This window comes from Marinococcus salis (assembly GCF_054971365.1).
The window spans coordinates 47,457-70,717 of sequence record NZ_JBQOJB010000006.1; the positions used below are offsets into that span (position 1 = coordinate 47,457).

Annotated in this window: 30 protein-coding genes and 1 riboswitch; of the genes, 19 read left to right on the forward strand and 11 right to left on the reverse strand. The window is 45.5% G+C overall.

The features are described from left to right. Nucleotides 1–12: 12 nt before the first annotated feature. The 4 genes from phoU to ACTTK6_RS07405 all read left to right on the forward strand — a co-directional run bounded on the left by phoU (nt 13) and on the right by ACTTK6_RS07405 (nt 4,676). Nucleotides 13–669 carry a phosphate signaling complex protein PhoU gene (gene phoU, locus ACTTK6_RS07390; protein WP_158219146.1) on the forward strand — a complete coding sequence of 219 codons (657 nt, stop codon included), beginning with the start codon at nt 13–15 and terminating at the stop codon, nt 667–669. Nucleotides 670–874: 205 nt separating this feature from the next. Further along, the gene (locus ACTTK6_RS07395) at nt 875–2,845 is read left to right on the forward strand and encodes a chemotaxis protein CheW (protein WP_462833087.1); all 1,971 of its coding nucleotides are present in this window, start codon (nt 875–877) and stop codon (nt 2,843–2,845) included. Nucleotides 2,846–2,860: 15 nt separating this feature from the next. Further along, entirely contained in the window at nt 2,861–3,313 is a 453-nt protein-coding gene (locus ACTTK6_RS07400; RefSeq protein WP_094908477.1) for a chemotaxis protein CheW, read from the forward strand. Between the two features lie 181 nt (nt 3,314–3,494). Beyond that, nucleotides 3,495–4,676 (forward strand): FtsW/RodA/SpoVE family cell cycle protein, encoded by a 1,182-nt coding sequence (locus ACTTK6_RS07405; protein ID WP_079475841.1) that lies wholly within the window; start codon nt 3,495–3,497, stop codon nt 4,674–4,676. A gap of 29 nt (nt 4,677–4,705) precedes the next feature. On the opposite strand, the gene ACTTK6_RS07410 is transcribed toward ACTTK6_RS07405, so the two are convergent. The 3 genes from ACTTK6_RS07410 to ACTTK6_RS07420 are packed head-to-tail and all read right to left on the reverse strand — an operon-like array spanning nt 4,706 to nt 5,426. Then, nucleotides 4,706–4,894 carry a hypothetical protein gene (locus ACTTK6_RS07410; RefSeq protein WP_462833088.1) on the reverse strand — a complete coding sequence of 63 codons (189 nt, stop codon included), beginning with the start codon at nt 4,892–4,894 and terminating at the stop codon, nt 4,706–4,708. Between the two features lie 54 nt (nt 4,895–4,948). After that, nucleotides 4,949–5,170 (reverse strand): DUF2922 domain-containing protein, encoded by a 222-nt coding sequence (locus ACTTK6_RS07415; protein ID WP_079475843.1) that lies wholly within the window; start codon nt 5,168–5,170, stop codon nt 4,949–4,951. Nucleotides 5,171–5,207: 37 nt separating this feature from the next. Beyond that, nucleotides 5,208–5,426, reverse strand: coding sequence for a DUF1659 domain-containing protein (locus tag ACTTK6_RS07420; protein ID WP_079475844.1), 219 nt, complete (start codon nt 5,424–5,426; stop codon nt 5,208–5,210). Nucleotides 5,427–5,546: 120 nt separating this feature from the next. On the opposite strand from ACTTK6_RS07420, the gene ACTTK6_RS07425 reads away from it, so the two are divergent. Further along, complete coding sequence (locus ACTTK6_RS07425; protein ID WP_079475845.1) at nt 5,547–6,185, forward strand: SDR family oxidoreductase; 639 nt, start codon at nt 5,547–5,549, stop codon at nt 6,183–6,185. Nucleotides 6,186–6,252: 67 nt separating this feature from the next. Continuing rightward, nucleotides 6,253–6,861 (forward strand): CPBP family glutamic-type intramembrane protease, encoded by a 609-nt coding sequence (locus ACTTK6_RS07430; RefSeq protein WP_462833089.1) that lies wholly within the window; start codon nt 6,253–6,255, stop codon nt 6,859–6,861. 17 nt (nt 6,862–6,878) lie between these two features. Here ACTTK6_RS07430 and ACTTK6_RS07435 read toward each other — a convergent pair whose 3' ends face one another. Then, complete coding sequence (locus tag ACTTK6_RS07435) at nt 6,879–7,649, reverse strand: LCP family protein (protein ID WP_462833090.1); 771 nt, start codon at nt 7,647–7,649, stop codon at nt 6,879–6,881. 260 nt (nt 7,650–7,909) lie between these two features. Then, nucleotides 7,910–8,077, forward strand: a riboswitch (M-box (ykoK) riboswitch). A 139-nt stretch (nt 8,078–8,216) separates the two neighbouring features. On the opposite strand from ACTTK6_RS07435, the gene mgtE reads away from it, so the two are divergent. Continuing rightward, nucleotides 8,217–9,575 (forward strand): magnesium transporter, encoded by a 1,359-nt coding sequence (gene mgtE, locus ACTTK6_RS07440; RefSeq protein ID WP_079475848.1) that lies wholly within the window; start codon nt 8,217–8,219, stop codon nt 9,573–9,575. 133 nt (nt 9,576–9,708) lie between these two features. Further along, complete coding sequence (locus tag ACTTK6_RS07445) at nt 9,709–10,182, forward strand: RrF2 family transcriptional regulator (protein ID WP_079475849.1); 474 nt, start codon at nt 9,709–9,711, stop codon at nt 10,180–10,182. 124 nt (nt 10,183–10,306) lie between these two features. Here ACTTK6_RS07445 and ACTTK6_RS07450 read toward each other — a convergent pair whose 3' ends face one another. Together ACTTK6_RS07450 and ACTTK6_RS07455 are read right to left on the reverse strand one after the other, a co-directional pair. Beyond that, on the reverse strand, nt 10,307–10,960 hold the full coding sequence (locus ACTTK6_RS07450) for a potassium channel family protein (RefSeq protein WP_079475850.1): 654 nt from the start codon (nt 10,958–10,960) through the stop codon (nt 10,307–10,309). A 78-nt stretch (nt 10,961–11,038) separates the two neighbouring features. Continuing rightward, nucleotides 11,039–11,431 (reverse strand): hypothetical protein, encoded by a 393-nt coding sequence (locus ACTTK6_RS07455; protein ID WP_462833091.1) that lies wholly within the window; start codon nt 11,429–11,431, stop codon nt 11,039–11,041. A gap of 344 nt (nt 11,432–11,775) precedes the next feature. Here ACTTK6_RS07455 and ACTTK6_RS07460 point away from each other — a divergent pair, with 344 nt between their 5' ends. From ACTTK6_RS07460 to ACTTK6_RS07490, 7 genes are all read left to right on the forward strand, one after another. Then, on the forward strand, nt 11,776–12,069 hold the full coding sequence (locus tag ACTTK6_RS07460; protein ID WP_079475852.1) for an IDEAL domain-containing protein: 294 nt from the start codon (nt 11,776–11,778) through the stop codon (nt 12,067–12,069). 149 nt (nt 12,070–12,218) lie between these two features. Then, nucleotides 12,219–12,755, forward strand: coding sequence for a dCTP deaminase (gene dcd, locus ACTTK6_RS07465; RefSeq protein ID WP_462833092.1), 537 nt, complete (start codon nt 12,219–12,221; stop codon nt 12,753–12,755). A gap of 170 nt (nt 12,756–12,925) precedes the next feature. Then, nucleotides 12,926–13,597: a 7-cyano-7-deazaguanine synthase QueC gene (queC, locus tag ACTTK6_RS07470; RefSeq protein ID WP_079475854.1), complete on the forward strand. Its 672-nt coding sequence runs from the start codon at nt 12,926–12,928 to the stop codon at nt 13,595–13,597. Beyond that, nucleotides 13,594–14,034 carry a 6-carboxytetrahydropterin synthase QueD gene (gene queD / locus ACTTK6_RS07475; protein ID WP_079475855.1) on the forward strand — a complete coding sequence of 147 codons (441 nt, stop codon included), beginning with the start codon at nt 13,594–13,596 and terminating at the stop codon, nt 14,032–14,034. Before queC ends, queD begins: the two co-directional genes overlap by 4 nt. Beyond that, nucleotides 14,035–14,754, forward strand: coding sequence for a 7-carboxy-7-deazaguanine synthase QueE (gene queE, locus ACTTK6_RS07480; protein WP_079475856.1), 720 nt, complete (start codon nt 14,035–14,037; stop codon nt 14,752–14,754). It begins immediately after the preceding gene. 13 nt (nt 14,755–14,767) lie between these two features. Then, entirely contained in the window at nt 14,768–15,259 is a 492-nt protein-coding gene (gene queF / locus ACTTK6_RS07485) for a preQ(1) synthase (protein ID WP_079475857.1), read from the forward strand. A 131-nt stretch (nt 15,260–15,390) separates the two neighbouring features. Beyond that, nucleotides 15,391–17,115, forward strand: a complete 1,725-nt coding sequence (locus ACTTK6_RS07490) for a pyruvate oxidase (protein ID WP_462833093.1) — start codon at nt 15,391–15,393, stop codon at nt 17,113–17,115. Nucleotides 17,116–17,133: 18 nt separating this feature from the next. Here ACTTK6_RS07490 and ACTTK6_RS07495 read toward each other — a convergent pair whose 3' ends face one another. Both ACTTK6_RS07495 and ACTTK6_RS07500 read right to left on the reverse strand, forming a co-directional pair. Then, nucleotides 17,134–17,442: a YtxH domain-containing protein gene (locus ACTTK6_RS07495; RefSeq protein WP_079475859.1), complete on the reverse strand. Its 309-nt coding sequence runs from the start codon at nt 17,440–17,442 to the stop codon at nt 17,134–17,136. Continuing rightward, nucleotides 17,435–17,890, reverse strand: coding sequence for a DUF948 domain-containing protein (locus ACTTK6_RS07500; protein WP_079475860.1), 456 nt, complete (start codon nt 17,888–17,890; stop codon nt 17,435–17,437). Before ACTTK6_RS07500 ends, ACTTK6_RS07495 begins: the two co-directional genes overlap by 8 nt. A gap of 266 nt (nt 17,891–18,156) precedes the next feature. Between ACTTK6_RS07500 and ACTTK6_RS07505 the strand changes: the two genes are divergently transcribed. Continuing rightward, complete coding sequence (locus tag ACTTK6_RS07505; protein WP_079475861.1) at nt 18,157–18,600, forward strand: DUF2188 domain-containing protein; 444 nt, start codon at nt 18,157–18,159, stop codon at nt 18,598–18,600. 183 nt (nt 18,601–18,783) lie between these two features. Here the strand turns inward: ACTTK6_RS07505 and ACTTK6_RS07510 are convergent, their stop codons facing one another. The 3 genes from ACTTK6_RS07510 to ACTTK6_RS07520 form a co-directional block, all read right to left on the reverse strand. Further along, nucleotides 18,784–19,011: an EAL domain-containing protein gene (locus ACTTK6_RS07510; protein ID WP_079475862.1), complete on the reverse strand. Its 228-nt coding sequence runs from the start codon at nt 19,009–19,011 to the stop codon at nt 18,784–18,786. Nucleotides 19,012–19,308: 297 nt separating this feature from the next. After that, a complete protein-coding gene (locus tag ACTTK6_RS07515) occupies nt 19,309–19,593 on the reverse strand; it encodes a 4a-hydroxytetrahydrobiopterin dehydratase (RefSeq protein ID WP_094908502.1) in 285 nt (94 codons plus the stop codon). 2 nt (nt 19,594–19,595) lie between these two features. Then, complete coding sequence (locus ACTTK6_RS07520) at nt 19,596–20,474, reverse strand: dimethylarginine dimethylaminohydrolase family protein (RefSeq protein ID WP_462833094.1); 879 nt, start codon at nt 20,472–20,474, stop codon at nt 19,596–19,598. Between the two features lie 241 nt (nt 20,475–20,715). Between ACTTK6_RS07520 and accC the strand changes: the two genes are divergently transcribed. From accC to accB, 3 genes are read left to right on the forward strand one after another with little or no spacing between them, the layout of a single operon-like run. Further along, entirely contained in the window at nt 20,716–22,077 is a 1,362-nt protein-coding gene (gene accC / locus ACTTK6_RS07525; RefSeq protein WP_079475865.1) for an acetyl-CoA carboxylase biotin carboxylase subunit, read from the forward strand. A gap of 23 nt (nt 22,078–22,100) precedes the next feature. Further along, a complete protein-coding gene (locus ACTTK6_RS07530) occupies nt 22,101–22,733 on the forward strand; it encodes a TetR/AcrR family transcriptional regulator (RefSeq protein ID WP_462833095.1) in 633 nt (210 codons plus the stop codon). A gap of 29 nt (nt 22,734–22,762) precedes the next feature. Beyond that, nucleotides 22,763–23,248, forward strand: a complete 486-nt coding sequence (gene accB / locus ACTTK6_RS07535; protein WP_079475867.1) for an acetyl-CoA carboxylase biotin carboxyl carrier protein — start codon at nt 22,763–22,765, stop codon at nt 23,246–23,248. Nucleotides 23,249–23,261 lie beyond the last annotated feature (13 nt).

Here is a 23,261-nt window from a genome sequence, read left to right on the forward strand (position 1 = left end):
AGAGGTTATATAATGGGCGTTCGAAAGTCGTACGAGCAGGATTTGACGTATTTAAAACAAGAGGTGCTCGCTATGGGAAAATACGTGAAGTATGCTTTCGAGCAATCCCTGCTCGCCCTAAAAATCAATGACAATCAATCACTTACCCAAAATATTGTTGCAGACGATAAAAACATCAATTCCATGGAGCTGAAAATCATGGATGCTGCAATGCTGACCATTGCCAAGCAGCAGCCGGTGGCTACCGATCTTCGAAGATGCATTGTGGCTTTAAAAATGGCTGGTGATCTTGAACGAATGGGGGATATTGCAGTAGATATTGCCAAAGGCTCAGCCAGATTAAGTGAAAATAGAAGCCGGAATGATACTGACCAGTTAACTGATATGGCGGAAATTGCCAAGCAAATGTTTGACCAGGCCATGGAGGCATATGAGAATCAGGAATTGATGCACGCCCAACGTGTTGCTTCTTTAGATGATCATGTGGACAGTAAATACAAATCATTTATACAGAAGCAGCTTCGGCAGAAAGCCGATGAAGTACTGCTGGAAGATATTACTCAGCTATCTTTTATCGGCCGCTATATCGAGCGGTTTGCGGATCATACAACCAACCTGGCAGAGTGGGTGGTTTATGAAGTGAATGGCCAACATTTTGATTTAAATTAACATGAAAAGCATGAAGAAGCCTCCGTCACATATAGCGGGGGCTTTTATGCTTTCCTGAAGCCGCAAGGCTGCCCGAATCCCTGAAAGAAAAATTTTACTCTGCTCTTATCTCAAATACCTGCTCCGGGCTGTCGATATAAAAAGAGAAGATGATGTTACAGCTCACCATTGATTAGTATTGAGTTCAAAAGGCGGAGGTACGGGCATGAGCCATACAGAATATTTGGATATGTTTATTGAAGAAAGCCAGGAGCACATTCAGGCGATTAACGTCCACTTGTTGGAACTTGAAAAGCAACCGGAGGATGAAACGATTATCGGGGAAATTTTTCGTTCAGCCCACACGATGAAAGGCATGGCCGGGACAATGGGGTACGATGATTTGACGAATGTGACGCACGCCCTCGAAAATGTTCTTGACCAAATGCGTGAAAAAACAAGGCTTGCAGATGCAGAAACGATGGATGTATTGCTTGAAGCAGCAGATATAGCTGAAGAAATTGTAGAAAATATCGCTTCGGGTGGCGATGGAAAAAAAGATATACAGGCCATTACGGCGAAGCTTCTTGGCAAAAGCACTCAATCTGAGACAGCTTTGAAAACAGAAAAAACAAAGAGTGTTGCCATGGATTGGAACGAATACGACCAGGCAGTAATCGCCCAGTCGGTGGATAGCGGAATGCAGGCATATACAATTCAAGTCGTACTTGAGGAGCATGCCATGCTAAAAGCAGCACGTGCCTATATGGTATTTGAAGCTCTTGAAGCAGACGGTTATGTTATTAAATCTGTGCCGGAAGCTTCAGATATTGAAGCAGAACGGTTTGATAACGAATTTACTGTAGCAGTAGTGACCGCCGCTGCAAAAGAAGAATTGGTCAGCCGGATAGCTTCTATTTCCGAAATTGGAGAAGTGCTGGTAGAGGAAATTGAACTAGGGAGTAAAACGGAGAACCGGGAAAGTTCCGAAAAGCCAACGGTTCCAGTTGAGAAAGAAACCAGTGCTCCAGAACGGAAGCGTGCTGATACCAACAAAACGATCCGGGTTAACATCGACCGGCTGGATAAGCTGATGAACCTCTTTGAAGAGCTGGTTATTGACCGCGGGCGCCTCGAGCGTATATCCGAAGAAATACGAAGCAGTGAGTTGACAGAGACAGTCGAAAGAATGTCCCGGACGACCGGAAGCTTGCAGGAAATTATTTTACATATGCGAATGGTGCCGGTAGACCAAGTGTTCAGCCGTTTTCCGAAAATGGTGCGGAGCCTGTCTAGAGACCTTGGCAAGCAGATTGAACTTGAAGTCATCGGGGCAGAAACAGAACTCGATCGTTCTATTATTGATGAAATCGGGGACCCACTCGTTCACCTTATACGAAATTCGATCGACCATGGAATTGAGATGCCCGAAAAAAGAAGGCAGAACGGCAAGCCGGAAGAGGGACACGTAGAGCTTCGTGCCTATCACAGCGGGAATCATGTGTATATTGAAATTGAGGATGATGGCGGCGGGATTGACCGGGAGCGTGTATTGAAAAAAGCAGTAGAAAACGAAGTAATAGCTGCAGAAGATGCGGACGCCCTGACGGATTACGATATTCATCAGTTTATTTTTTCAGCAGGATTCAGCACTGTCGATAAAGTGACTGATTTATCGGGGCGCGGTGTAGGCCTGGATGTTGTGAAAAACACGTTTGAGTCGCTCGGCGGTGTAATCAGTGTGCATTCCGAGAAAGGGAAGGGGACGAAGTTCAGTATTCAGCTGCCGCTGACTCTTTCAATTATTGATGTAATGCTTGTGGATGTAGGACAAGAGCATTACGGGCTGCCGCTGACTTCGATTGTAGAAACGGCAAGTATTAAGAGCGACAGCATATTTTATGTGCACAAGCGGAAAATGATTGATTTTCGCGGAAACATTATCCCGGTGATGTTTTTGGAGGATGTGTTTGAAGTTCCAGTGGCACGGGAGTGGGATCGGGAAAATTATTCTGTAGTAGTGGTTCATAAAGGGGAAAAAATGGCCGCCCTGGTCGTCGACAGCTTTATTGGCCAGCAGGATGTCGTACTGAAATCGCTTGGCCATTACCTCAGGGACGTGCGCGCCATATCCGGAGCAACGATCCTTGGTGATGGCAATGTAGCATTAATTGTAGATACGAATGCTCTATTGTAAGGAGGAAAAGATAGTATGACAGAAGAAAACGCCGTGAAAAAAGTCATTATATTCCGGCTGGAGGCCGAAGAATACGGGGTTGAAGTAAGTTATGTCCAGTCGATCGAACGAATGCAGAATTTCACTCGTATACCGAATGCAGAAAAAAGCGTACGCGGGGTAATTAATTTACGGGGTGTTATCATTCCAATCATTGATCTTCGAAAAAAGCTTTCCTACGAAGAAGTCTCATATACGGAAGAAACGAGAATTTTAATTTTAGCTCTTGAAGGCAACCATGCTGGCCTTATTGTGGACGCGGCTAACGACGTGATGGATATATTTGAAAGTGAAATCGGAGCGCCGCCTCAGGCAATGTCGAAAGAAGAACAAATGTATTTAAAGAATGTAGTTAAGAAAGAAAACCGCGTGTTCACTCTATTAAATGTCTATGCAGTAGCCGAGTCGTTGGATACGGCGTCTGTTTGATTCAAAGGGCTGTTCTCCTTTACGATGAGGAAAACAGCCCTGTTTCTTATAGGGAAGCGCAAAAACCGAAGAAGGAGAACGGTAAAAATATTCACAGGACTGTACGCCGCAGGTAGAACAAGGTATGATGTTAACAGCGACGCCGTGCGTCCGAAATTTTATATAATGGGGACATGCTTCCATGAGTTTACATCAATCGACCGAAGAAAAACAGTATGATATCAATATGATGTTCGTATTGTTTTTATTTTCAGTAGTCAGCTGTTTCTACATTTTTCAGGCACAGCAGCTTGAACAGTATGAAGGTAATTTTATGATTCAGCAGATTATTTTTTTCGTGCTGGCTTTTGCGATTATGATGGTAGTTCTACATTTTGATTTTGAGTATTACTTGGTACTGCACTGGTTTTTATACGCTGTGGGGCTGGCTCTTTTGGCAGGGCTGCTGGTCGCTCCCTCAAGTATCGCCCCGGTAATCAATGGAGCGAAATCATGGTATATCATACCGGGCCTCGGCCAGTTTCAACCAGCGGAATTCATGAGGATTTTCCTGATTTTGACGCTCAGCGCTATTATTTACAATCACCATACAGAGTACAGTGGAAGCAAAAATATGCGCTCTGACTTTATACTTATAGGGAAAATGTTTTTGCCGACACTTCCGGTGGTTCTGCTTTTGGCGACGCAGCCGGATATGGGGAGCGTCATGCTCGTAGGTGCTATTTTCGTTTCTCTCTTAGTCGTTTCAGGCATTTCCTATAAAATATTGGTAGTAGCTATCGGAGGGCCGCTTTTAGCAATACTTGGATTTGTCGTTTCATTTTTTCAGTTTCCCAATTTGATGGAGCGGTTTGTATTTTCTAATATGGACCCTTACCAGGTAAGCAGAATTCAGGGGTGGCTGAATCCGTTTGAAAATCAGGATGCTGGTTTTCAAACAGCAAGAGCACTGACGGCTATCGGCTCTGGAAGGTTGTTTGGCAATGACGGAACCCAGGTTTATATTCCGGAAGCCCATACGGACTTTATCTTTGCAGTTATTGGTTCAGTGCATGGCTTTCTGGGCGGCGCGATGGTTATTACCCTTTATTTTGTGCTACTGTACCAGATCCTTTTGATTAGCATGCGTTCACATAACGCTTATGGCAAGTACATCTGCGCAGGCGTGATTGGGCTGTTTGCTTTCCAGATATTTCAAAATATTGGTCAAAGCCTTGGCCTTCTGCCTGTTACTGGCTTTACGCTGCCGCTTCTCAGCTACGGAGGAAGCTCGCTTGTCGGGACAATGTTTATTTTAGGAATTGTAATGAGCGTACGCTATCATTCAAAAAATTACTTTTTCGCTCATCACAAAAATCAATAAAAGCCAGCCGGATCACGGCTGGCTTTTGTTTATGGTTTTTTGGCGTGTGTAGAATTCTTTAGTGCCCCGGCTCTCCCGGAAAAGGAAAAGAGCTGTTCATTCTGCCTCTGCACGGTCCAGATAAGTGTATCCAGTTTACGCTCCATCCGGTAAACGAGAAAAAAGGCTAGCATTACAGCGGCTCCCTGGTCTCCGGCTAACTTTATCCATTCCTCCACGAAAAATCCTCCTTTATAAAGAATCCCCCAGCCCGAGAGGCTGAGGGAAGCGGGTTAATTGGTTTCCCAGACAGTGTTCACATTTCGTTCCACGACTCTTGCATACACTTTTTTAGTAACAATGCCATCACTTGTGAAAAAGGCTTCCTTAGCAATAATGCTATCCATTAATGCTTCTACTGCTGTTTCATCAACAGGTTCTGCTGGATCCTCAATGGAAAGGGTAGTAGCTTTGCCATAATCGCTTTCAAAACGAAGCTGTAATTGCTTGCTCATCATTTTCACCTCCTGCGGTTAAAATTATTCCGGGCTTTTACACCGGGACCTGCATACTGTACTCGTTGTTGCGCTCGAGGCTTTGTACGACGTGGGACTGAAGAGCAGCAATGCCATTCGCAATTTCCTGCAGATCATCATCTGAAATTTCAGGGGTTATATTGCGGAATGTTTTTCGTTTGTATTCGCCGCTTCCGTCTTCACCGGGACCTAGATAAAACTCAAATGAAAGATTAGTTCTTGTTAGCTGAGCCATGTGTCTCACCTCCTTCACCGTATATATTGACGGTCCGAAGCGAAAGGGGGGAGGCTTGTGTTTATTTTGTGAAGGTTATGGGAATATCACCATGGAATGTTAATCGAAGGAGGTCTTGCAATGAATGTATTGGTAATTGGAGCGAACGGAAAAATTGCACGTCATCTGGTGGAGGAACTGAAAAAAACGGAGCATCATGTGACGGCGTTAATTAGAAAGGAAGAACAATCTGAAGAGCTGAAGAGCCTGGGCGCGGACGAGACAGCAGTCCGTGATTTGGAAGGGGATATCTCCGACGCATTTGCCGGTAAGGATGCAGCTGTCTTCGCAGCGGGTTCAGGCGGGCATACTGGCCCTGATAAAACTACCATTATCGACTTGTGGGGTTCGAGAAAGTCCGTAGAAGCAGCCAAAGCCCACGGAGTGAAACGCTTCATCCAGGTAAGTTCAATGAATACAGACGAACCAGAGAACGGCCCGGAAAAAATGCGCCATTACTTTATTGCTAAACGAGTGGCGGATGACTACCTTGAAGAAAGCGGTCTTGATTATACTATTGTACGGCCGGGGATGCTTACAAACGATGATCCTAGCGGCACAGTAGAGTTAAAGCAAAAACTAAATGAAAAGGGCGAAATTCCACGTGCGGATGTAGCGAAAGTAATCGCAGCTTCTCTGGATACGCCGGGCACTATCCGCAAGAAATTTGATTTAATCAGTGGCGATAAAGAAATTATTGCAGCACTCAACGAACTATAAGAAACAGATAAACAGCCGGCTAAGCTCGCCGGCTGTTTTTATATAACAATCACAGGAGGAAGCAGCTATGATGAATAGTTCAGGGTCCCGGATCTCCGGCCGTGCTCTATGGTTGAATTTTTTGCTGCTGTTTGCAGTTGGTGTTGGCGTTGTTGCTGCTGTATTTCAGGGGGAGGCTTTGAGATATATAAGCGGTTTATTTCCTTTCAATTCAGCTGTTTCCGATAGCTTTACCGGGCTCTGCACAGGAATAGCGGCGGGATTTTTCGCCTGGTGGGCACACGAAAAACAATGGTTTGCCGTGCCGGACAATACATATACTGATCTCTTAAAGGAGCTGATTCGCCGCCGTGGAAGCTTTTGGGCTGTGACAGCAGGAGCAGCGGTATCAGAAGAAATGTTGTTTCGGGCAGCGGTGCTTGGCGCACTGGTGCTTATACTGCCGGATTTTCTTGCGTTAGGTGTTTCCGCTTTTATTTTTATGCTGGTGCACGTGCCGCAATATGCCGGCCAACAGCTGATCCACGCCTGGATTTTTGTCCTGGGGCTCCTGCTTGGCGGCCTGCTTTTATGGCAGGGAACGCTGTGGGGGGCTGCGGCTGCCCATGCGGGATACAACGCGGTCTCTTTTCTGATTTGGAAACGAAGTGAGGCCAGGGAGAAACCAAACTCCTAAGCTAGTGGCTGGAAGAATTAATAGCTGTTACCTGTTTGGTGCCGTTCAAGGCGAAGCTGCGTTTTCATTTGTTCTTCGGAAGAAACAAGATAATAGCTTACACCGTTTTGCTCAGCAGCGCTGCCCTGGATTTCAGTCGTCTGGATCTGGGAGAGGGCAGGGGTGTAGTGATAAGAAAAGCTGCGGATATCCTGGAACGTCATATCCGTTTGTATGTGGTCACCGAGGGCGTAAAGCAGTTCTTCCGCTTTTTGCAGAGTAGCCGGGCTTTTTGCTTTTTCAAGCAGTGCTTCGAGCACCTGCTGTTGACGAATGTTTCTTCCCAAATCCCCTTTTGGATCCTGCTTACGCATACGGACATAATAGAGGGCCTGATCCCCATTTAAATGAAGCTCTCCCTCTGTATAAGTAAAAGGCTTTCCTTCATCTTTAGTAAAGGTTAAGTCATTTTGGACGGTGACCCCGCCGTACGCATCGACAATTTCCCGAAAACCCTCCATATCTGCTTCGACTGTAAAATCAATGGAGGTGTCCAGAAATTCTTCAGATGTTTTTTTCAATAAAGGCATTCCTCCATAACTGTAGGCATGATTTATTTTATCCGTGCCTTCCCTGCCCGGAATGTAAACTTTAGTATCTCTTGGAATGTTAAATAACAGAGTGGATTCATTATCAGGATGAATAGAGACAATCATAATGACATCTGCGCGGGAGGCTGTTTCTTCTTTGTCTGTGCCTGCCACCAGAATGGTCTGCGGGCCAGAAATTGTAGAAGCTTCTTCGTGCAAGGGCTCCGTTGTTATTTTCTCTTTTTGTCCAGCAGTTATAGTGTAATAATAGTAAAAAAGGCCGCCGAGGGATAAGAAGCATGTGAATAGGAATGTGATTATAAAAAACAAATATACGTTTCGCATCATTGGACGTCCTGTCTTTAAAAGTCAAAATCTCTCTTTTTATATCGACAGGAAAGGGAATATGTTCAGTGGAAAAGAATGCTCCCTGCGTTGACAAAAAGAGAGAGCAGCGTTATATTCAACGTTACTGCTAGTTATAATCTCGTTAGGTGAGGCTCCTGCATAGATAGAAGCTTCTGCCCAAAAATGTCTAAAGACGCCAATGGGTCAACAGAATTCATCGAATTAAGGTGTTTTTTAATGAAGCTGGATGATACATTCCTACGCTGTGCAGTGCTAAAGCTCGACGAAGGGGAACAGAACGGGCATATATGGTGATTGGCTGATTATGCACGTCTTCCCAACGGTGGAAGGCGTTTTTTGTTTGAAACAGTGGAAAGAGAGCAGTCGGCAGAAAGAATAACCGCGGTTGCCTGTTTCGGCCTGGAGAGGAGGAAAAGGATGGAGAAATTAAATGAACAAGCACGGGAAGAATTCGTGGGGCTGATAGCAGAATCATTGCAGCAGGAGCGCATGGAAACGTTTCGGGAATTATTTCTGGATCTGCATCCTGCGGACCAGGCAGAAGTCTTTTTGGAGCTTGATGAAGAGCGGGCGGTCGTCTACGAATTTTTGTCTCCGGAAGAATTTGCCGAAGTGTTTGACAGCTTTGAACCTGAAGTACAAAAAGAAGTAGCATTGCAGTTGAACGATCAGTACGCTGCCGAAGTGTACAATAATATGTATGCAGATGATGTTGCTGACTTTTTAGGAGAGCTCGAGCCAAGGCAGATGACTCATATTCTGCAGGCAATGGATCAAGAGGGCGCCAACGACGTACGGGAACTGCTGGCCTACGAAGATAAAACAGCCGGGGCCATCATGACAAAAGAATTTGTCTCTATCAAAGCAGCGGACACGATTGAGGCAGTAATCGAGCATCTTCGGCGGGAAGGGCCGGATGCAGAAATGATCTATTATCTGTATGTAGTTGATGCACAGGATAAACTTGCCGGGGTTGCATCGATCCGTGATTTGATTGTAGCGGATTCAGACCGCACCGTGGCCGAAGTAATGAGCAGCCGGGTCGTTTCCGTTCACGTAGAGGATGACCAGGAAGAGGTCGCCCAGCTGATACAAAAATATGATTTTCTAGCTACGCCTGTTATTGATAATGAAGGCCGGCTTGTGGGAATCGTAACGGTAGATGACGCACTCGATGTGCTTGCAGAAGAAGCGTCCGAGGACATCGGAGAAATCTCAGGTTCCCGTGGCTCTACGGATGTAAGTGTTAACGCTTTTAAAGCAGCTAGGCTCCGGGCACCCTGGATTATTCTACTGATGTTTTTAGGGCTGTTTACAGCCCAGGTGATCGGTTGGTTTGAAAGCACACTTGAAAGCGTCGTTCTGCTTGCGGCTTTTATCCCAATGATTATGGGGTCAGCGGGAAACACAGGTACACAATCGCTTGCTGTATCCGTGCGGGCGCTTGCAACTGGAAATATTGAGCGAAAAGGGCTGTGGCGGACTATAAGCCGGGAGTTTTCCACGGGGATTATGATTGGGGTTGCCTCTGGTATTGTAATTACGATCTTATTGTATCTTTTTTACGGGGAGCCTCTGATAGGAGTTATTGTCGGTTTTTCCATTATGATTTCGCTTGGAGTCGCCAGTGTTATCGGGACACTTGTACCGCTTGTGATTAACAAGCTGAAACTGGACCCGGCCATTGCTTCAGGCCCATTCATTACAACACTCACTGATATTATCAGTCTGCTTATTTATTTTACGGTGGCATCATCGCTCATTCAGAGCATTTGAGGCTCCATTTTTCTGCAAAAACCACACAAAAAAGAGGAGACGCTGTCTCTTCTTTTTTGTGGGCAGTTAATTAGATTAACATTTACGGGGTGTGATAAACTAACACTATCCTGGATGAAAAGGAGCGAGGGCTTTGCAGTTAACAACCTATACGGATTATGCATTACGGATGGTAATGTATTTGGCTGCTCATGATGAAGACGAGTCCCTGCACAGCATTAAACAAATATCGACAGCATACTCTATTTCATACAACCATCTGACAAAAGTCGGGCATGAGTTGTCGAAGCTTGGCGTTATTCATACGGTGAAAGGGCGGAATGGAGGAATTCGTTTAGCTAAAGAACCGGAAGAAATTAACGTTGGCTGGCTTGTAAGGCAGACAGAAGATAACCTGACGCTGGTGGAATGCTTTGATCCGGAAACGAATCAATGTATTTTAGCAGGAAGATGCCGGCTCCAGGGTGTTTTGGGAGAGGCTCTGAAAGCTTATTTAGCAGTGCTTGATAAGTACACGGTTAAAGATATCACAGTGAATAAGGAAATGCTTCATGGTCTGTTTGCAGCTTCCACGGCAAAGAATCAGCCGCCGATTTCTTTTTCTTAGAAAAAGTATCATCGTGCTTGCCCCGGTCACGGTGACTTCGTTAATCATCCAGGAATTAATTATACATAATAAAGCAGCAGCCCCGTTGATACGGGTACTGCTGCTTCTTTGTATGGTCAAAAGGTTAGTTGGTCTCTTCAAACCGCCGGAGATCATTATTATGTCCGATGGCAATGAGTATATCTTCTCTGTAGAGACGGTCCTGGGCCGTCGGAGAGATATTAACATCTTTGCCGCGGCGGATGCCTAGAACGGTGACGCCGTATTTAGCACGAATATCGAGCTGGGCCAGCGTTTTTTTATGCATAGATGCTGGAGCGGTAATTTCTATAATAGAATATTCTGCTGAAAGTTCAATATAGTCAATCACCCGGTCAGAAACGAGATGCTGGGCAATACGGTTACCCATATCATGCTCCGGATGGATGATTTTATCTGCTCCGATTTTATCGAGAACTTTATGGTGGTGAAAATTCTGCGCCTTTACCCAAACCGAGGGAATGTCCATTTCCTTCAGTAAAAGAGTGCACAAAATACTTGCCTGAAGATCATCACCAATAGCAACGATGACATGGTCAAAGTTTGTAATGCCCAGGTTTCTTAATTCTTTTTCATCTGTGCCGTCAGCGACGGCGCTGTACGTAGAATGATTAGTAATATCATCGAGTTTTTCTTCATTATTATCAATGGCCAGTACGTCATGTCCAAGCTTATACAATTCTGTACTGACGCTGACACCGAACCGGCCGAGTCCGATAATGGCAAATTGTTTTTTCACACGGCTTTCTCCTTTTGCGAAACTGCGGGTTTTCTTCCTGAGATTGTATCGTTAATGTACCGCCGCAGGCCTGATTTGTCAAACGGAAGCCGGATGCAGCACTTCGTCATTGGTTAAAGCGGAGCGGCCGGCAAAATAAAGATGTAGACAGCGCTCTGTCTGTTTTTTTAAATTGGCATTTAAATGGGAGGTGCGGCCCGAGCCGCCGTCAAGATAATACACGTAATGCGTAAAGATACCATCGTTTCGATCAAAGGTAATGTGTATGTTCTTTCTATTCATGTAAAGGCGAAGTTGGCAGAGGTCGTGCTGAAGAGCATCGAAAGCCTGGTGAAACAAGCGCTCGTAGGGCTCCTGCAGGCGAAAACCAGAAGATTTAAGCGCCTCGGTGTCAAGCGCCAGTACTTTCTTTACAATCGGGAGTAGAACAGCATAGTGGATAACAATATGCTCCTTTTCTGTAACAACCATTCCTGCCCCCTCCTTCCGATACGTAGTTATATTCATTATACGAATGTGTGTTCCCTTTTTTCAATGAAATTTTTTGGCTGGACAATAATTTTTTCAATTGTATAACTCGAATTTTTATGAATAATGGTCTATAATGGGATTATGTAAGCGGATACAATCCGTTTTTATTTTCCATGAAGTTGTCAGACGATTAGTTTTATTGACATTAAAGGTGGGTATAGTGCAGTACACACAAATTATTGGCAATCAATAGAGAGGCATTGGGAGGCCATGCGCGCGTCGCCCGCTTTAAAAAAGATCAGTGCCCAGCGGGCGCTGCAATAAGAACAGGGGGTTCGACGAATATGTTACATCCAACTCATGAACAGCATTTTATGAAAAAAGTAAAGCCAATTCAGAATGGAAGAAGGCCTTCAAGGCAGATTCTTCAATCTCTATATGCTCAAATGATGATGGAGTACGCTGTGTTTGAATTTAACAGAGAGCGGCTTCTGCGCAAAATTGATGACTCCCTGGATATGCATGACAAGAAGGCTTTTAACGAATGGACAGAGGCCTATAAAGAATTGATGGATGAATACAAGGACGGAAAAGTATTGTTTGAACAAGGATACAAGCTGGAACTCGAATTTGTATAACACGGCATTAACACCCTTCTGGCTCCGCCTGGAGGGTGCTTTTTTGTGAAATAATAAAAAGAAAAATTTTCCCTTGCTTTGCGGTGTTGGCGTTTTTCTTCATTGTTCTTTATACTGGGAAAGAAAGAAATGCGAAGGAGGCAGAGCTGGTGATACTTTCCGACCAAACAATCCGCTCGATGATGGGCCAGGGCGCTCTCAGTATCGATCCGTTAGAAGACCATCAAATCCAGCCGGCATCGGTAGACATTCGTCTGGGCACGCACTTTTTAAAAATCGACGAAAACGCTATTGAGTCGATTCAGCTGGACCAGCCCGCCAAATATGTAGAATTTGAAAGCGACCAGGTGATTATACCTCCGCATTCGTTTCTGCTTGCGACTACAAAAGAATATATCAGGCTCCCCCAGCATATTACAGCTTTTGTGGAGGGGAGAAGCTCGATCGGGCGAATGGGGCTCTTTATTCAAAATGCTGGATGGGTAGATCCAGGATTTGAAGGAGAGATTACACTCGAGCTTTACAACGCCAATCGCCTTCCCATTCGTTTAACGTCCGGAAGACGGCTCGCCCAGCTCGTATTTGCTGAAATGGACCAAGAAGCAGGAGTGCCTTATACAGGTAAATACCAGGGACAGCGGAATGCGATGGGAAGCCACGCTTTTTTAGACCAGGAAAATGAATAACATTATGGTCAGAAACGTACATACGTGAAATGAAAAATAACGATTCAAAAGACTCGTGACCTTTACTGTTCACGGGTTTTTTCGAGGTAAGCGTGAGCAGAGGCACGTACGTAAAAAGATGTTATAATAGGGACGCTGTGAAATGTCTTGGTGGAAAGAGGGAATAACAATTGGGTTTTCAAAATGAAAAGGCGGTCGTTGTCTTTAGTGGAGGCCAGGACAGCACGACCTGTTTGTTCTGGGCATTAGAGCAATTTGAAGAAGTTATTGCCGTAACTTTTTCTTATGGACAGCGGCACGATGAAGAAATAGAAGTAGCAAAGCGGATTGCTGAGGATATTAATATTGAGCATCATGTGCTGGATATGGGACTTTTAAGTCAGCTGGCGCCGAATGCATTAACACGGGATGATATTGAAGTGGAGGCAGGGGAAGACGGAGAGCTTCCTTCTACATTTGTAGAAGGCCGGAACCTGTTATTCTTTTCTTTTGCAACGATTCTTGCCTCACAGAAAAAGGCAAAACATATCGTTACAGGTGTATGCGAGACCGATTACAGCGGATACCCGGACTGCCGGGATGTGTTTGTGAAATCACTGAATGTATCGTTAAACCTGGCGATAGGCAAAGAGTTTGTGCTGCATACACCGTTAATGTGGCTCGATAAAAAAGAGACCTGGGAGCTTGCCGACCGTCTCGGTAGGCTTAAATATATAAAAGATGAAACGCTCACCTGCTATCACGGCATACCAGGAGACGGGTGCGGGGAATGCCCAGCCTGTAATCTGCGTCGTGCCGGGTATGAGCAATACTTGGAACAAAAAGAAAGGGAAGGATTATGATCTATTCGTATTACCCACAGTGGCCGCACAACTACCGGTATGAATTAAATAAAGATATGCATTTAAGTGCGGCGCACTATATCCCGTCTGAAGAAGCGGGGAAGTGCCGCCGGGTGCATGGGCACACTTATACGATCAATGTGACGGTGGCCGGTGATGAATTGAACCAGAACGGATTTTTAATTGATTTTACTGTATTAAAAAAATGGATCCATAAGCGCTACGACCATACGATGCTGAACGACCATCCAGAGTTTGCCAGTGAAGAAACTGAAGCCGCTTATCCGACGACAGAGGTGGTGGCCCAGGTGATCTGGAAAACAGTCCAGCAGAAGCTCGATGAAACGTCCAATAAACCGAAATGCCTGCAGGTGCTCGTCAGAGAGACTCCGACAAGCTATGCTGTGTTTCGGCCCAAAGAGGGGGACTTTTCCTAAATGAAAGCAACACCGGTACTGGAAATATTCGGACCGACAATTCAGGGGGAAGGCATGGTTATCGGACGGAAAACGATGTTTGTTCGCACTGGCGGCTGTGACTACCGGTGCTCCTGGTGTGATTCCGCCTTTACGTGGGACGGATCGCAAAAAGCAGCAGCGATGAGTGCAGAAGCCATTTATGATAAATTAAAAGAAACCGGAGGAGAAGCCTTTAATCACGTCACCATCTCTGGAGGCAATCCAGCCATGCACCCCGGGCTCGGAGATCTTGTGGAGCTTTTGCAGCAGCATGGAATTGAGACGGCGATTGAGACGCAGGGGTCTATCTGGAACGAATGGGTAAAGGAAATTGACGAAGTAACAGTTTCTCCGAAGCCGCCGAGTTCGCTGATGAAAACGGACTGGCCCAGGCTGGACCGTTATATGGAAGAACTGCAGCCGCGCAGGGATAAAGCCCTCAGCCTGAAGGTCGTCGTTTTTGATGAAAACGATTTGAAATATGCGATAGACGTGCATGAGCGTTATCCTGACGTAACAATGTATCTGCAGGTGGGAAATGACGACACCGCAACGCCGCAGGTGGAGAAATTAAGAGATCACCTGCTTGCGAAATACGAATGGCTTACAGAAAAAGTGCTGCAGGAAGAGCGTTTAAATGGAGTGCGGGTCCTGCCGCAGCTGCATACACTGCTCTGGGGAAACAAACAGGGAGTATAAGGAGGAAAAAAGCATGCCGGAAAGAGAAGACATTGAACAATTAGACCAGCTGGGCAGTGAAAAAACATCGTATACATTTGAGTACGACCCTTCTTTGCTGGAAACATTTGAAAATACGCACCCATATCGGGACTATTTCGTAAAATTTAACTGTCCGGAATTCACCACGCTCTGTCCAAAAACCGGACAGCCAGATTTTGGCACGCTGTATATCAGCTATATTCCGGATGAAAAAATGGTGGAAAGCAAATCGCTGAAGTTGTATTTGTTCAGCTTTCGAAACCACGGAGGCTTCCATGAAGATTCCATAAATACGATTGTGAACGATCTGGTCCATTTAATGAACCCTCGTTATTTGGAGATCTGGGGCAAATTCACTCCGCGTGGCGGTATTTCGATTGACCCGTTTGTAAACTACGGCAGGGCGGGGAGCAAATACGAACAGCTTGCAGAAAACCGGCTGTTTCAGCATGATTTATACCCTGAGCCGATAGACAACCGCTAAGCCTTTCCCAATATGGGAGAGGCTTTTTCAGTAGTGACAGGAAAAAACGCCAGGAGGTTTGAAGTAAATAAGAAGAGGGGTAGAGAAGTAAAGAATTGTGAAAATTCGTGAAAACAGGAGGAACGGGTGCGATGGGTAATCAAACAGCAGGAAATAAAGTGGTGGAAATACTTAAAGAATGGGGAGTAAGCCATCTGTACGGAATGCCCGGGGATTCCATTAATGAGCTCATGGAAGAGCTGAGAAAGGAGAAAGACGGCCTGGAATACATCCAGATCCGTCATGAAGAGACCGGGGCTCTTGCCGCCGCAGCTTATGCGAAGCTCACAGGAAGGCTGGGAGTTTGCTCTTCCATTGCCGGCCCCGGTGGTGTTCATTTATTGAACGGCTTGTATGACGCGAAAAGAGATAAAGTGCCGGTGCTTGCTTTGGTCGGCCAGGTGGACTCTTCGATCATAGGCACAGACAATTTTCAGGAAATCCAGCTGAACCAAATGTTTGCTGATGTCAGTGTGTTTAACGAGCGTGTACAAAGTGCCGAGCAGCTTCCGGATATGCTGCACCAGGCGATTCGTACTGCATATACAGAGAAGGGTGTGTCCGTGCTCGTTATCCCGGACGACATCTCCACGGCAGAAATTAAGCGCGAAGTCCCTATGTCCTCTAGTGCGTTTGCCAGGCCGCAAATCTGGCCGCAGAAGGAAGATATGGTGGAAGCCGCCCGATTGCTGCACGAGGCGCAGAGGCCGGTAATTCTAGCCGGGAAGGGAGCTAGGGAAAGCGTCAGTGAACTGCTTTCATTTGCTGAACATATACAGGCCCCGGTGGTATCCACCCTGCTTGCAAAGAGTGTCGTCCCTGACGAGCACGAGCACAGTCTGGGACAGAACGGACAGATTGGCACAACGCCGTCCTACGAAGCGGTTCAGGAAGCGGATTTGCTGATATTGGCGGGAACATCCTTTCCTTATCGCGATTTTATGCCGAAAAACACGAAAGCGATTCAGATCGATATTGACCCAAGAGTGATAGGGAAATACTATCCTGTGACGGTTGGTTTAGTTTCTGACCTTGGTATGGCTCTGAAGTGGTACACGGAAAACCTCGAACGCCGGGAAGCTTCCGCCTTTATGAAAAAATATAAAGAAAAGAGGAAGGAGTGGTGGGAGGAGCTTGAAAAAGATATGACCGAGGAAACAGACACGCTGCAGCCACCACAGGTAATTCACGAAGTGCAGCAGTTTTTGGAGGAAAATGCGGTAGTGTCTGTAGATGTTGGAAATGTCACCGTATGGGCGACTCGTTATTTGAAGCTGAAAAAACAGGATTTCGTCATTTCTGGATGGATGGCTACGATGGGCTGCGGACTTCCGGGTGCAATCGCCGCCAAGGCGGCCTGGCCGGAAAGGCAGACCGTTATGCTTGCCGGGGACGGGGGCTTCGCAATGGGCATGCAGGATTTTGCCACTGCCGTGAAGTACAGGCTTCCAATGATATGTGTCATATTTAACAATGAAAAAATTGGAATGATTGAGTACGAGCAACAGCAGATGGGTCACTTGGATACGGAAACAGATATCAGTGATATTAATTTTGCGGAATTTGCCAAGGCGTGCGGTGGTGAAGGCTACAGAGTAAGATCAAAAATGGAGCTGCATGAGGCTTTGCAAAAAGCTGTGCTTGCCACCAAGCCGGTAGTCATTGATTGCGTAGTGGACATGCAGCCTCCGCTTCCGGGAAGAATTTCGTACCAGCAGGCAGTGCATTACAGTGAGTTTATTATAAAAAACGTATTTGAACGCGGGGAGCTTTCTCTGCCGCCTTTGAAAAAAGGGTGGAAACGGATAAAAAAATAAAAGAAAAACCAGCTGATTTTATTCATCAGCTGGTTTTTGCATTGATTGGTGCTGCATACTTGATGCACCTTTGATACGGGCTTCCAGGCGAATATTATCGAGTTTACCGTGCAGCAGTTCGTACCGGACTTTTCCGGATTCATACAGCTTTTCGGCCCGGGCGTTCGCTTTTCCTTTCACCCGGGCGGGTGTCTGCTGTACGGTTCCTGCTCCGGAAGATACTTTGCGGCGGTATTCTTTTCCGCTTTTCGGAGCAGTGAGCAGACTGGCAAGCACCGAAACAGCATATCCGGCAGCAACTCCCGACCATAGGCTTTTTTTATGCATTTCCTGTATTCTCCTCTTTCCAGTCCTTGATAGCCTGGCGCTTCTGGTACATGTAGTATCCTAAAGCAAGAGTGCCATAAAGGCCGCCAAGAGCCTGCTCGTTCACTTTACCTTTACCTTCAGTGGAGCTTCGCTTCATGCCTGCTGTCATATCAACAAGGCTTGAACTGAGCTTTCTGGAAGCTTCCCCGGCATCTCCAACAATATAAAACAGCGGGCTCAACGAATGGAGCTTTTCATTCACATCTAGAATCGTCTCGTTGCTGTTATGTAAAATCAGCTCCGATTGATTCATTACCTGGTCAAGCTGGTCAGGCAGCTTGTCTACTGTTTCGTTCACCCCGTTCAATGTTTTAGTGAGGTTACTTAAAACGCGGGCTAAGAAAATAACTAATACTGCAAAAGCTACCGCAATGATAAGTAAAGCTATGCCACCGATCATATCCATAATTCACCATTCCTCCTTACAATAAATGCGATTAATCCTACAGCCTAATAAATGGTACCATGATTTATGGCAGAGCACCAGGGCATGTGGATTATATAATAATGTCTAGTTCTCTTGTACCCTGCTTTTCAGTGCCCTAAACAGTTTCTCATACAAATTATCCTAAGAAATTAAAGCTCTGCTCTCCTCTAAAAGAGAAAAGCTGGTTTTTATTTAGAACCAATGAGGGAAAAGAAAGGTAACTCAAAAAACAAGGAGGAAAGAACATGCCCTGGACGATGAATGATTACCCTTCATCCTTAAAGAATTTAGACAAGCCTGTGAAGAAAAAAGCAATTGATATAGCCAATTCCATGCTCGATGATGGCTACGATGAAGGACGGGCCATTCCAATCGCGACCGAACAGGCAAAAGAATGGTACAATAATGCTTCTAAAGAAGAAGTAACCGAATTCATGGAAGAAGAAGATCCTAAATCCCGTGACGACGGGGAAAGCAGTTCTGATCCGGAGCTGATGGAAAAAGCCGAGCTGGTGGAGCCGCATGAAGATGGCTGGGCTGTCCGGGCGAAAAGTGCGAAAAAACCGGATATTGTCTACGACAACAAATCAGACGCTATCGAACGTGCAAAAGAAGTGGCAGAAAAGAAAGGCACGGAAGCCGTCATTTATAAAAAAGATGGCACAGTAGAAAAAAAGCATTCTTATTAATTGAAACAGGGGCAGCTGCATAAAAGGCAGCTGCCCCTGTTAATGGGTAAATGAAGAATTTTTTTGTTGCTTTCCTGCATAAAAGCCATTAGTTTTGCTTTTGGTACCGGACGGCTGAAGTAATATCCCCGGACATAGGAAGAGGTGCTGTACTGCTGTACAAACTCCAGCTGTTCGGCATTTTCAGCCCCCTCCGTAACAACGTCGAGCCCGAGCTCTTCTAAGACGGTAAATGCCGGTTAGAAGTGTTATATCAAAATTAGCAGAAGGAATATGGAGGATAAAACTGCGGTCAAGGTTTACCAAGTCAATAGGAAGATCCTGCAGGGAATGCAGCGGCGAACTTCCCGCACTAAAGTCATTAAGCGCAACTTTGACTCCGCGCTGCTGGAGGCGGTTAATAAAAATCAATGGTCATTTGGGGATCGTAATAGATATTATCCTCTGTAATTTCAACTTGGACAAGACGGGGCGGAAAGCAAATTTCTGCCAGCCCGGCATCCAGGGAGTCCATAATATACTCAAGCGATTGAATCTGTATTTAAGACAAATTATTAATATAAGTATCTCTGTTACATATGTAAAGGCATAAAAGTCTGTATAAAGATACATGTAAATAGTGACTTTAGCCTCGCAAAATAAAGCAGCTGCCGATTCAAAGCTTCGGCAGCTGTTTTTAGACGAATTATATAGAAAAGAATTTAAGCGCTATTGGACATCTTCAGCAAGCCGTTCTACTTCTTTAGCTGCGTTAAAATCCTTTTCGGTGACGCCGCCCTGATCTACAGTAGTAAAAGAAATAGTTACATTGGTGTGGTCCACGGTAATTTTTGGGTGGTGCTGAACATTTTCTGCATGTGCCGCGACCTCTTTAACAAACTCAATGCCGTCTAGATAATTGGAGAATTTATATTCACGCACAATGGCCCTGTCCTCGTCGTTATTCCAGTTGGGCAGATTGCTAAGCTCATTTTGAATCTCTTCTGCAGACATGATCATTGTTCCACGTTCCTTTCTTTGTTAATAATTTTTTCTTCCCGCCGCAAGGGGAGAGTAGTACATCTGAAAGAGCCCCCGGATTTGATGATTTCATCGTAGGGCACTTCATGAACTATAAATCCGTATTCCCTTAATTGTTTGTTAACATGCATGTTTTCCGGCAGCGATATAATGTGGCGGCGGCCCAGGGAGAATACATTGGTGCCAAGCCGGGCCTGCTCTTCGTCTGGTACAGAGATTATATTAAAACGTTGTTTGACTGCTGCCAGGCTGTCTGCTTCAAATGCAGGTTCATAAACAATAGCAGTAGCACTGGCCACAATATTAAAAATACAGTCCAGGTGGAGATGGCGATGGTCGAAATGGAGCGGTATAATCTGCTTATGGGGGCACATTTGCTGGAGTTCTTCAAGTCCTTCGCTAGACGTTCGGGAACTCTGGCCAATAAAAAGAAGATCATCTGAAAGCATAACATCCCCGCCTTCGATGGTGCCTTTTTTTAAATAGAAGCACGAGCCGTAACGACGCTCATACCAGTCTGCGAGTGCTTTGGTTTCTTCTAAACGGATAGAGGCGCCCATATTTGATACGATCAATTTCTCATCAATAACAAATCCGATGTCCCGGGTGAAAACCTGCTCGGGCAGAGAAGCGGAAGCAGGGAGAAAATGCACAGAAGCCCCGAATTCCTGAATGACAGCCGAGAGCTGGTTATGCTGAAGTATTGCTTTTTCTATATTGATATTGGTGGAAGCATGCTGCTTCTGCATTTCATTTATTACTTCTTTAATGGCCATATGCCTGGGTTCGCACATGATAACATCCGCTAAAACAGAATATTCATCTCTAACATATGTAGTTACAGTGTTGGTCAACAGAACCCGCTCCTTTTCTCTTTAAGCATCTATTATATCAGACAAAATGGCTGGGTTTATGTACGCTTAACAGGAAGGAAAGAAAAGTTTTAAAAAAATTGTTGAGAAGAATTGACAAAAGGAATAAAATGAAGGGTAGTATAATTATGAAAAATCCTTACATATCAAGGGTTTTCGAGATAGATTGTCAGCGGGGGCGGGAATCAGCCGCTGGTTGTTTACAGAAAGAGAGGCGCGAAGTATGTTTAAACGAATATTAATAGCCAACCGCGGTGAGATCGCCGTTCGTATTATAAGAGCCTGCCAGGAGCTTGGAATCGAAACCGTGGCCGTGTATTCAGAAGCAGATAAAGACGCCCTGCACGTTCATATGGCGGATGAAGCTTACTGTGTAGGGCCGTACGCTTCCTCGGAAAGCTACTTAAAAATGACTAATTTAATTTCTACTGCTTTAAAAACCGGAGCTGAAGCAGTTCATCCAGGCTACGGATTTTTAGCCGAAAACGCAGAGTTTGCCGAGATTTGTGCAGACCATGATATTACGTTTATCGGTCCCTCCCCGGAAGCCATCCGGCGTATGGGAACAAAGGACGTGGCAAGAGAAACAATGAGAGAAGCGGGCGTGCCGGTTGTACCAGGAAGTAATGGACTGATTGATGAAAATACTGACGTTCATGCGCTGGCAGAAGATATCGGTTATCCTGTTATGATCAAGGCTACTGCCGGCGGTGGCGGCAAAGGAATGCGCGCAGCCCAGACCGCTGCAGACCTGGATAAATGCATCCAGATGGCCCGTCAGGAAGCAGAGAGTTCTTTTGGAGACGCCGGTGTTTACATGGAAAAGCTGGTCGTGGAGCCGAGACATATTGAAATTCAGGTTATGGCAGACAGTCACGGAAACGTTATCCATTTAGGAGAACGGGACTGTTCGATTCAAAGGCGTCACCAAAAACTTGTAGAAGAAGCCCCTTCACCGGCCCTTGATGAAGAAACGAGAGAGGCGATGGGAGAGGCTGCCGTTCAGGCTGCAAAAGCAGTTGACTACTGTGGGGCAGGTACAGTGGAATTCCTTTTGGATGCCCATAAAAAGTTTTATTTTATGGAAATGAATACAAGGATTCAGGTAGAGCATCCCGTGACAGAAGAAGTGACCGGTGTCGATCTAATCAAGGAACAGATTTATGCAGCAGCCGGCCATGAGCTGCAGGTAAAGCAGGAGGAAATTGAAATAGAAGGGTGGGCGATGGAATGCAGAATCAACGCGGAAAGCCCTGCCAAAAATTTCAGGCCTTCCCCCGGAAAGCTTGATCTGTATCTGCCGCCGGGAGGCCTTGGAGTAAGGGTGGACAGCTCAATGTATACCGGGTTTAAAATTTCTCCTTATTATGATTCGATGGTAGCTAAGCTTATTGTCCGCGGGAAAAATAGAGAAGAAGTGATTGCCCGGATGAAGCGGGCGCTGCGCGAATTTGTCGTCGACGGAGTAGATACGACGATCCCGTTTCACTTAAAGCTTTTAGAGCACGAAGATTTTGTTTCCGGAAACTTTACTACAAACTTTTTGGACACCTATTCTATTATGGAAGAAGAAAGCAGTGTCTAGCATATAGGAAGGCGGAAGGATCGATGGCGACCAGATCGACGAAAAAGCGAATTACGGATGCAGCTTTAGAGCTGTTTGAAGAATTTGGCTTCCATGCGGTCACCGTCGATCGCATTGTGAAACAGAGCCACACATCTAAAGGCGGTTTTTATCACAACTTCACGTCTAAAGAAGAACTTCTCTATACTATTCATGAATCGTTTATCACCTACGTGCTCACAAAGGCCGATGAAGTGCAGTCCAGGTATGATACGCCGGCTGAGCGGTTATATGAAGTGATACGCTCGTTTGTCCGCATGTTTGAAGTGTACCGCCCGCACGTAACAGTGTTTTACCAGGAAGGAAAGCATTTATCTACAGATTATTTCAAGCGGCTTGAAGCTAAACGGGATGAATACAAGAATACGATGTTTCAATTGGTCGAAAAGGGTATTAAAGAAGGAGAGTTCCGAAAGGAGCTTCCAGTGCCGATTACCTCGATGGCGATATTTGGAATGATGAACTGGACATACAAGTGGTACAAATCAAGCGGTTTGTATTCGCTTCAAGACATCGCAAACATATTTGGCGATCTGGTAATGAATGCGGTGCTTACTGAAAAAGCGAGGCAGCAGCAAAAGTATCAGCGCTTTTTCTTAAGTTCAACGCATGTGTAAGTGTTTATTTTTGAGAGGAGAGAAGCTTAATGTATTCTATTGAAGAAATTAAAGAGCTCATTCAGGCGGTGGACGACTCGTCTGTCGGAGAACTGGAAATTCGAAACGACATGAAAGAAAAGGTTACTATACGTAAAGAATCAGCAATGAGGCCCGTGGCACAGCAAGCTGTAGAACCGGCACCGCAACCTGTCGCCCAGCCGTCCCCACAGCCGGCAGAAACGAAAAAAGAAAGCGCGCCGGAAGGCAGCGAAGAAAAGAACAATGAATCTAATTATCATGAAATTACTTCCCCGATGGTAGGCACATTCTACCGCTCACCTTCACCGGAAGCAGGTGCTTATGTAGAAAAAGGGGCAACGATCAAGCCGAATACCATCGTTTGTATCGTAGAGGCGATGAAATTAATGAATGAGCTTGAAGCAGAAGTCAGTGGAGAAATTGCAGAGATCCTGGTGGAAGACGGAGAATTAGTAGAATACGGGCAGCCTCTTTTTCGGGTGAACCCTTCATAACAAATAAGCCCCG